7 protein-coding genes are annotated in these 8,977 nt (G+C 73.4%); 1 reads left to right on the top strand and 6 read right to left on the bottom strand.

From position 1 onward, the window contains the following. Positions 1–94: 94 nt before the first annotated feature. The 6 genes from AC3ERT_RS14720 to AC3ERT_RS14695 all read right to left on the bottom strand — a co-directional run bounded on the left by AC3ERT_RS14720 (position 95) and on the right by AC3ERT_RS14695 (position 6,371). On the bottom strand, positions 95–1,018 hold the full coding sequence (locus AC3ERT_RS14720; protein WP_435129224.1) for an NADP-dependent oxidoreductase: 924 nt from the start codon (positions 1,016–1,018) through the stop codon (positions 95–97). 196 nt (positions 1,019–1,214) lie between these two features. Next, a complete protein-coding gene (locus tag AC3ERT_RS14715) occupies positions 1,215–1,877 on the bottom strand; it encodes a hypothetical protein (protein ID WP_435174446.1) in 663 nt (220 codons plus the stop codon). A 443-nt stretch (positions 1,878–2,320) separates the two neighbouring features. After that, positions 2,321–2,917, bottom strand: coding sequence for an ATP-binding protein (locus tag AC3ERT_RS14710; protein ID WP_335974556.1), 597 nt, complete (start codon positions 2,915–2,917; stop codon positions 2,321–2,323). 128 nt (positions 2,918–3,045) lie between these two features. Beyond that, entirely contained in the window at positions 3,046–3,822 is a 777-nt protein-coding gene (locus tag AC3ERT_RS14705) for an enoyl-CoA hydratase/isomerase family protein (protein ID WP_435129218.1), read from the bottom strand. Between the two features lie 76 nt (positions 3,823–3,898). After that, entirely contained in the window at positions 3,899–5,161 is a 1,263-nt protein-coding gene (locus AC3ERT_RS14700; RefSeq protein WP_435174443.1) for a L,D-transpeptidase, read from the bottom strand. Positions 5,162–5,354: 193 nt separating this feature from the next. Then, the gene (locus AC3ERT_RS14695) at positions 5,355–6,371 is read right to left on the bottom strand and encodes a L,D-transpeptidase (RefSeq protein ID WP_435174440.1); all 1,017 of its coding nucleotides are present in this window, start codon (positions 6,369–6,371) and stop codon (positions 5,355–5,357) included. Between the two features lie 231 nt (positions 6,372–6,602). Here AC3ERT_RS14695 and glgX point away from each other — a divergent pair, with 231 nt between their 5' ends. Further along, positions 6,603–8,936, top strand: a complete 2,334-nt coding sequence (glgX, locus tag AC3ERT_RS14690) for a glycogen debranching protein GlgX (RefSeq protein WP_435174437.1) — start codon at positions 6,603–6,605, stop codon at positions 8,934–8,936. Positions 8,937–8,977: the final 41 nt, after the last annotated feature.

Raw genomic sequence — 8,977 nt, 5'->3', positions numbered from 1 at the left:
GGGGGGGGGTGACGTCCCAACCCCCCCCCCCCCCCCGCCGCGTTGGCCGTATCCGCCGTACGGCCGACGGTCACACGGTCACACGGTCACACGGTCACACGGTCAGGACGATCTTCCCGGTCGCGTGCCCGGCCTCGCTCTCGCGCTGTGCGTCGGCCGCCTGCGCGAGCGGGTACGTGCGGTGCACGGCGAGCCGAAGTTTCCCGGTCGCGAGCAGTTCCAGGGCCTCGGCGACCGCGGGCCGGCTGCGGTCGGCGTCACCGCCGCCGGTGAAGGCGACCCCGGACTCCTTCGCGGTCGCGGCGTTCGCCACGGTGATGACGCGCGCGGTGCCCCCGGTCAGCTCGACCGAGTCGGCGAGCGCCTGCGGCCGGCCCGCGAGGTCGAACGCGGCGTCCACCCCGTCCGGCGCGACCTCCCGCACCCGCGCCACCAGCCCGTCGCCGTACACGACCGGTACGGCGCCCAGCGACCGCAGCCGGGCGTGGTTGGCCTCGCTCGCGGTGCCGATCACCTTCAGGCCGCGACCGACCGCGAACTGGACGGCGACCGAGCCGACCCCGCCGGCCGCGCCGTGGATGAGCAGGGTCTCGCCGGGGTGCAGGTCGAGGCGTTCCAGGGCGCGGTAGGTGGTCTCGGCGGCGACCAGCAGGGAGGCCGCCTCGGCCCAGTCCAGGCCGGCGGGCTTGGGCAGGAGGGCGTCGGCGGACGCGAGCGCCTGCTCGGCGTAGGCGCCGGTGGCCACCCGGCCGAACACCTCGGTGCCGACGGCGAGATGAGTGACGTCGGGGCCGACCGCCTCGATCACGCCGGACGCCTCGACACCGGGGACGTAGGGGAAGGTCACCGGGAAGACCTCCTGCATGGCGCCCGACCTGATCTTGCTGTCGATCGGATTGACGCCCGCGGCGCGTACGGCGAGGCGCACCTGTCCGGGCCCGGGCTCCGGCAGTTCGATGTCGGTGGCGTGCAGCACGTCCGCGCTGCCGAACTCGGTGAGGGCGATGGCCTTGGTCATGGCGGGTCCGTTCCTGGGTGGGCCGACTGCTCGACGGCGTGCGGGGTACGGCGTTGCTGGTCGCGGTCGCGGTGATCGCGTACCGCCTTCCAGCATCCCTCACCGGCCCGGCCGGCCCCTCCTGCTCCCGGGCGGATTCCGCGCGGGCGAAAGCCGGTTCGCCCGGCCGGCCGACCCGTGCCCGCCCGGTGGCGCGCTACGTCGCCAGCACCCTCGGCGCGCTGGGCGCGGGTTCGCGCGGGCAGGCGGTGGCGGCGGCCCACAGCACGGGGCCCGCCCCGGGCGCCGTGGCGGCGAGGGCGGCCGCGATCCGGGCGGCCCGCACCCCCCGCGCGGCGGGCCGGCCCGATCCGACCCGGACTCGGCCCCGGACGCGGGTACGGACCCGGATACGGGCCCAGGTGCGCGCTCCGGCTCCGGTCCCGGTCCCGGTCCGGGTCCGGGTCCGGGCGAAGACGTACCGCAGCAGCAGGAAGCGTGCGATGCCGGCGGCGCCGGAGGCGGCGAGGTAGACGCCCTGCCGCAGCAGTGCGCCGCCGCCGGTGTGCAGGGCGTCGTAGCCGAGCAGCGCGCCGGTGGTGAAGAGGTACGACAGCAGGACGGTCAGCCCGCTCGCGCAGTGGTCGCTCCAGCCGGCCCGGCCGCGCCGGAAGGTGAAGCGGGTGTGGAGTTCGGTGGCGAGCAGGGTGGTGGCGACGGTCACGACGGCGTTGGCGGCGGCGACCGGCGCCCGGTCGCCGACCAGCAGCAGCGCGGCGCTGCCGAGCAGGGTGACGCCGCCGCCGAAGACCACGAACCGCACGAACGCCGGCAGCGCGCGCACCGCCGCCGGGGCAGTACGCTCTTGCGCTGCTGCCATGCTGCCTGCCACGGGCTCTCCTCGTGTTGCCGACCGACCACCCGACCTTCTCGTGGCGGCGCGGCCCGGCCCATCCGGCACATCCCCGGACTTCCTCGGGGGCTTACCCCACCACCAGGTCAGGGACCGCCCCCTACAGGGTCTCACCAGTCACATAAGCATTCTCTATATGAAAAGGTCATGAGAGAGTTTAGCCATCATTTACAAGGTGGTGGCACATGTCACCCTTTCATCCCCAAGTAATATGCCCGGTTTGTGGCGAGTGACACGCTTGCCAAACTTGCTCTTGCACCCCGACCCGTGCCACAGTCGTAGACAACGGCCGCCACCGACCCGGGCTCGGCCGTTCCAGGACCGCCGCGGAACACCCCCCCTGCTTCGCGGCGATGTAGAAGAGGCCCCCCGCAGTCATCCCCCCCGACGCGCGGAGGGCCTCTTCCCTTTCAGATCCGGTCCATGACCCGCAGCTCGAACCATGTGGTCTTGCCGCGCGCATGGAGATCGACGCCCCACCGGTCGGAGAGCTTGTCGACCAGGAACAGTCCGCGCCCGCTGGTGTCCATCTCGCGCACCGGCAGCCGGCAGGGCAGTGCCCGCGACGGGTCCCGCACCTCCACCCGCACCCGCCCGCGCCGCCGGTGCATCCGCAGCCCGCAGGTGCGTGCGCCGGTGTGCCGTACCGCGTTGCCGACCAGCTCCGAGACGAGGAGCTCCACCGTGTCCGCGAGGTGCGGCAGCCCCCAGCCGCGCACCACCGACAGCGCCAGCCGGCGGGCGAGGGCGGCCGACTCCGGCCGCGAGGTGAGGTGCACCTCCTTGACCGAGGGGTCGCCGAGCCGCTCCAGCGCCCGCGCGGCCGCGGCCGCCACGTCGTCGGGGTCGTCGTCCACCTCCGCGCGTCCGTCCGCGGCGCCGCAGGCCGGGCGGTCGCCGGCAGCGTCGGCCGCGGGGCGGGCCGGGGTCACCATGGCCGCCAGAGGTGCCGTGGCAACCTCCTGAGCCGCCTGCCGTGACTGCTCCGCTCCACCCCGTCCCGCCATGCCCTCATGATGGCCGTAACGGGACGGCTTCGCCCGGTAACCCGGCTAATTCATCTGAACCGGCGTCACCTCCGCCACCTGCGCCCCGCGCTGCGGCGGCCCGGCGGCCCGGGCGGACCGCCGCGGGATCAGGCGAACTCCGCCTTGCCCGGGCCGTTCTCGATGAAGCTGCGCATACCGGTCTCGCGGTCCTCGGTGGCGAACAGCGCGGCGAACAGGGTGCGTTCGAGGGTGAGCCCGCTGGACAGGTCGGTGTCGAGCCCGCCGTCCACGGCCTCCTTCGCGGCCCGCAGCGCGTACGCCGGGCCGCGCGCCAGCCGCCGCGCCCACTCCAGCGCCTGCGGGTACACCTGGTCGGCCGGCACCACCCGGTCGACCAGGCCGATCGCCAGCGCGTCGGCCGCGGTGACCATCCGGCCGGTGAAGATCAGGTCCTTCGCACGCGAGGGGCCCACCAGCCGGGCCAGCCGCTGGGTGCCCCCGGCGCCCGGGATCAGCCCGAGCAGGATCTCCGGCTGGCCCAGCTTGGCGTCCTCCGCGGCGATCCGGATGTCCGCGCACAGCGCCAGCTCGCAACCGCCGCCCAGCGCGTAGCCGTTGACGGCCGCGACCACCGGCTTGGGGATGCGGGCGACCGCGGTGAAGGCGTCCTGGAGGCCGCGCGAGCGGTCCACCATGTCCTGGTACGACATCGCCCGCATCTCCTTGATGTCCGCGCCCGCCGCGAACACCTCCGGGCCGCCCCACACCACCACCGACCGCACGTCCGCCCGCGCGGCCGCCTGCTCGGCCAGCTCCTTGAGCAGGTCCTGCATCGCCGCGTCCAGCGCGTTCATCGGCGGCCGGACCAGCCGGATGGTGCCGACGCCGTCTTCGACCTCAAGGGTCACCGGGGTATCAGTCATGCCCGGAGCGTACGACGACGGCCCGCCCCCGCGAAGGGACGGGCCGTACCTACCTCACCACGGCGAGCGAACACAATCAGGCAGTCCACTCGCTCCAGGGCATGTTCCAGCCGTTGAGGCCGTTGTACCACTGGACGGTCTTGTCCTTGGAGTTGATCACCTGGACGACGTCCCCGATGATCGAGTTGTTGTAGAACCAGGCGGCCGGGGTGTCGGGGTCGCCCGCGCCGCGCACGTCGTGCAGGCCGACGCAGCCGTGGCTGGTGTTGCTGTGACCGAAGACGGAGGTCGCGGCCCAGTAGTTGCCGTGGATGAAGGTGCCGGAGTTGGTCAGCCGCATCGCGTGCGGCACGTCCGGGATGTCGTACTCCCCGCCGAAGCCGACCGTGTCGCCGTTCATCCGGGTCTTGATGTACTTCTCCGAGATCACCATCTTGCCGTTGTAGGTGGTGTGGTCCGGAGCGCCCGAGGAGATCGGGATGGTCTTGAGCACCTTGTTGTCGCGGTAGACGGTCATCGTGTGCTTCGCCGCGTCCACCACGCTGACCTGGCGGCGGGCCACCGTGAAGTGCACCGACTTGTTCTGCTTGCCGTACACCCCGGGCGCGCCCTCGACCCCGTCGAGGTCCAGCTTGAGGGTGACCTTGGTGCCGGCCGCCCAGTAGTCCTGCGGGCGGAAGAACAGCTGGGTGTCGCCGTTCCAGTGGCCGGCGATCGGCACGGACGGCGAGGCGGTCACGCTCAGCCCGGCCTCGACGGCCTTCTTGTTGGTGATCGGCCGGTTGAAGTTGAGGTAGACCTCCATGCCGACCCCCACCGTGGAGTTGTCCTCGGGGGTGAAGAACCCGACGAAGGTGTCCTTCGGCACGACCGTGGTGAAGGTCGCGTGCTTGTCGGACTCGCGGCCCGAGGAGTCCTTCGCGGCGGCGTCCACCGTGTACTCGGTGGAGGTGTTCAGATGACCGGTGGGCGCCCATGACAGGCCGTCGGCGGCGATGCTTCCGTCGACCGCGTTGCCCTTGTCGTCCTTCACGGTCACCGACGACAGCTTGCCGTTGGACGCCGACACCTTGAGCGCGCCGGTGGTCGCGACGTTGCTCGCACCGTCCTTGGGCGCGATGTCGACCACCGCCTTCGAGACGGTCGTGTCGGTGGCGCTGGTCGACGCGCCACCGCCCTTGCCGTCGTCGCTGCCGGAGCTCGCCTTGCTGCCGCCGTTCGGACCGCACGCGGTCACCACCAGCATCAGCGCGCCGAGCACCACGGCCGCGGCCGCGTGCCGTCTGGCACGCCGGGCCCCACCTATCGGCTTCACAGTTCCTGTTCCCCTATTCCCCATACCGCGACACACCCGAACTCCCCCTGCCAGCGCAAGAAAACCATACGAAGTAGGAGCACGCCGCCACGGGAATGTCACCGTTTCGTCCCAACTGCCATCAGGGCGTCTACCCCGGGGACATGGGCAGTCAACACGCGGTTCACCCGCACGGTTCCGTACGGCGCGGCACAGGGTCACGGCATGGCGCCGCGGCTCAGAGCGCGGACCCGGCCGTCCACTCCGGCCAGCTCAGGTTCCAGCCGCTCATCCCGTTGTCCGGGGCGACCACGGCGTCCGGGGAGTTCACCACCTCCACGGTGTCACCGACCAGGGACTGCCCGTAGAACCACCCGGCGGGGGTGTCCGCGCCGCCGCCCTTGACGTCCCGCAGGCCCACGCAGCCGTGGCTGACGTTCGCCGTGCCGAACACGCTCGGCGGCGACCAGTAGTTGCCGTGCACGAAGGTGCCGGAGGCGGTCAGCCGCATCGCGTGCGGCACGTCCGGGATGTCGTACTCCCCGCCGAAGCCGACCGTGCTGCCGTTCATCCGGGTCACCGCGTACTTCTCGGAGATCATCATGATGCCGTTGTACGTGGTGTGCGCGTCGCTGCCCGCGGAGATCGGCAGCACCCGCAGCGGGCGGCCGTCGCGGACGACGGTCATGGTGTGGGCGAGCACGTCCACGGTGCTGTGCTGGTCGCGGCCGATGGCGAAGGACATGTCCTTGGACTGGGTGCCGCGCACACCCGGGGCGCCCTGCACACCGCGCAGCCGCAGGTGCAGGGTGACGCGGGTGCCCGCGCGCCAGAAGCGGGCCGGGCGCAGGTCCAGCCGCCGGTCGCCGAACCAGTGGCCGGTGACCTCGACCGGCGGCACGCTGGTGACGCTGACGCCGCGCTCGACCGCGGCCCGGTCGGTGATGTCCCGGGTGAAGTCCAGGGAGATGATCATCCCGGTGCCGACGGTGGTGCCCTGCTCCGGGGAGTAGATGCCCACGAACGTCGGCGGTTTCGTCGTCGGGCGCGGGCGGGCCGAGCCGTGCGGCTTGCCGTCGGAGCCGCCGCCCGAGCCGCAGCCGGCCACCAGCACGGCCAGCGCGGCCACCGAGGCGGCGAGCACCGCGAGCGGTCCCCGTGCCGTACGGCGGGCGCGCGGCACCCCGTACGGGACCGTGCCCGCCGTCCCGCGCGCCGTCCCGGCCCTCCCGCCGCCGGCTCCCGCGCCCGTCATGTCCCCCGCAGCATCACCCGTCACATCACGTGTCACGCAAGGTCAACGATGTCGTGCCGCGTTGGTGACTGCACGGCGGCGTCAGGGTGACGGCCCGGCCACCGGGGAACAATCCCTGCGAGGAGCGCGACGCGTGCGGGGACCGCGAAGGGTGCGCGGACTGCTCAGGGACGGTCGGCCGCCGGGCACGGGACGCCCCGCGGCACCGGGGAGCCGCTGGAGGGCTGAGACATGTCCGAGACCCGTGAGTTCGACGCCGAACGGGCCGAGCCGTTCCCCGAGCCGGGCCCGGGCGCCGGCCCCGCAACCCGCCCGCCGGGCATACCCGGGGCCCCGGCCGCACCGCCGGGGCCGCGCACCGGCCGCCGTACGCCCCCGCCCGCCGGCCGCCCACCGCCGTCCGCCACCACCACCGTCTGGCCCGGCTCCCCGCAGCCGCTCGGCGCCCGCTTCCACCCCGGCCCGGACGGCACGCCCGGCACCAACTTCGCGCTGTGGGCCGGCGGCGCGGAGTGGGTGGAGGTGTGCCTGTTCGCCGACGACGGCACCGAGACCCGCGCCCCGCTGACCGAGCTGACCCACGAGGTGTGGCACGGCTTCGTCCCCGGGGTGCGGCCCGGGCAGCGCTACGGCCTGCGGGTGGGCGGCCGCTGGGACCCGTGGACCGGCGCCCGCTGGAACCCGGCGAAGCTGCTGCTCGACCCGTACGCGCGGGCGGTCGACGGCAGCTTCCGCACCGCGGCCCCCGAGGTGTACGGCCATGTGCGCGACTGGCCGGAGGCGGGCCTCGCCGACACCGTGCGCGACGACCGGGACTCCGCGCCGTACGTCCCCAAGGGCGTGGTGGTCGAGGACGACGACGACTGGCGGGACGACCGCCGCCCCAAGACCCCCTGGTCGGACACGGTCATCTACGAACTGCACGTGCGCGGCTTCACCCGGCGGCACCCCGGCATCCCGCCGGAGCTGCGCGGCACCTACGCCGGGCTGGCCCACCCGGCCGCGATCGCGCACCTGACCCGGCTGGGCGTCACCGCGGTGGAGCTGCTGCCGGTGCACCAGTCCGCCGACGAGGAGCACCTGCTGCGCCGCGGGCTGAGCAACTACTGGGGCTACAACTCGATCGGCTACTTCGCCCCGCACGCCGCCTACAGCGCCAGCGGCAGCCGGGGCGGCCAGGTCGGGGAGTTCAAGCGGATGGTGCGCGCGCTGCACGCGGCGGGCATCGAGGTGCTGCTCGACGTGGTCTACAACCACACCGCCGAGGGCGGCCAGGGCGGCCCGACGCTGTCGCTGCGCGGCATCGACAACCGCGGCTACTACCGGCTGGGCGCCGACGGCCGCGGCTACACGGACTACACCGGCTGCGGCAACACCCTGGACGTGGTGCGGCCGCACGTGCTGCGGCTGATCACCGACAGCCTGCGCTACTGGGTCACCGAGATGGGCGTGGACGGCTTCCGCTTCGACCTCGCCGCCGCGCTCGCCCGCTCGCTGCACGACGTGGACATGCTCTCGCCGTTCCTCGCGGTGATCGCCCAGGACCCGGTGCTGCGCCGGGTGAAGCTGATCGCCGAGCCGTGGGACGTCGGCGCCGGCGGCTACCAGGTGGGCGCGTTCCCGCCGCTGTGGACCGAGTGGAACGACCGGTTCCGCGACACCGTACGGGACTTCTGGCGCGGCGCGACCACCGACGTGCGCGACCTCGGCTACCGCCTGTCGGGGTCGAGCGACCTCTACGACTGGGGCGGCCGCCGACCGTACGCCTCCGTCAACTACGTCACCGCGCACGACGGTTTCACCCTGCGCGACCTGGTCAGCCACGACCGCAAGCACAACGCGGCCAACGGCGAGGACGGCCGGGACGGCAGCGACGACAACCGCTCCTGGAACTGCGGCGCCGAGGGCGACACCGACGACCCGGCCGTCCTGGCGCTGCGCCACCGCCAGCTGCGCAACCTGCTCGCCACCCTGCTGCTGTCCACCGGGGTGCCGATGCTGGTGGCCGGCGACGAGATGGGCCGCACCCAGCAGGGCAACAACAACGCCTACTGCCAGGACAACCCGACCGGCTGGGTCGACTGGTCGCTGCGCGAGGACCCGTCCTACGCGGCGCTGCTCGACCTGACCGCCCGCCTGATCGCGCTGCGCCGCGCGCACCCGGTGCTGCGCCGCGGCGGCTTCTTCTCCGGGCTGTCGCTGACGCCGGACGGGCTGCCGGACGTCACCTGGTTCGGGCCGGACGGGCGGGAGCTGGCCGAACGGGACTGGTTCGCGCCGTCCGCGACCCTGGGGATGCTGCTGTCCGGGCGGGACATCCCGCAGCGGGACGCGCGCGGGGAGCCGGTGGTGGACGACAGTTTCCTGCTGATCGTGCACGCCGGTGCGCGGGAGCTGGAGTTCACGCTGCCCGGGGTGCCGTGGGCGGCGGGGTACGAGGCGGTGCTCGACACCGCGGCGGAGGGCGACGGGAGCGGCGGCGGTCAACTCCTTTCGGACGGCGGGACGTTGACGGTCGCGGCCCGGTCGGTGCGGCTGCTGCGGGTACGGCCGGCCGCGCAGTGAGCCGGTCGGCCCGGGCGGGCTCGCGGAACCGGGCATCTCGC

The sequence above is a fragment of the Actinacidiphila sp. bgisy145 genome, from assembly GCF_057708125.1.
This window is presented reverse-complemented; position numbering and strand designations above follow the sequence as displayed.

What these genes read in the sequence shown, in the direction of transcription:
- AC3ERT_RS14720 (WP_435129224.1), bottom strand. Translation starts at nt 1,018, where the DNA reads ATGACCAAGGCCATCGCCCTCACCGAGTTCGGCAGCGCGGACGTGCTG.
- AC3ERT_RS14715 (WP_435174446.1), bottom strand. Translation starts at nt 1,877, where the DNA reads ATGGCAGCAGCGCAAGAGCGTACTGCCCCGGCGGCGGTGCGCGCGCTG.
- AC3ERT_RS14710 (WP_335974556.1), bottom strand. Translation starts at nt 2,917, where the DNA reads ATGGCGGGACGGGGTGGAGCGGAGCAGTCACGGCAGGCGGCTCAGGAG.
- AC3ERT_RS14705 (WP_435129218.1), bottom strand. Translation starts at nt 3,822, where the DNA reads ATGACTGATACCCCGGTGACCCTTGAGGTCGAAGACGGCGTCGGCACC.
- AC3ERT_RS14700 (WP_435174443.1), bottom strand. Translation starts at nt 5,161, where the DNA reads ATGGGGAATAGGGGAACAGGAACTGTGAAGCCGATAGGTGGGGCCCGG.
- AC3ERT_RS14695 (WP_435174440.1), bottom strand. Translation starts at nt 6,371, where the DNA reads ATGACGGGCGCGGGAGCCGGCGGCGGGAGGGCCGGGACGGCGCGCGGG.
- glgX (WP_435174437.1), top strand. Translation starts at nt 6,603, where the DNA reads ATGTCCGAGACCCGTGAGTTCGACGCCGAACGGGCCGAGCCGTTCCCC.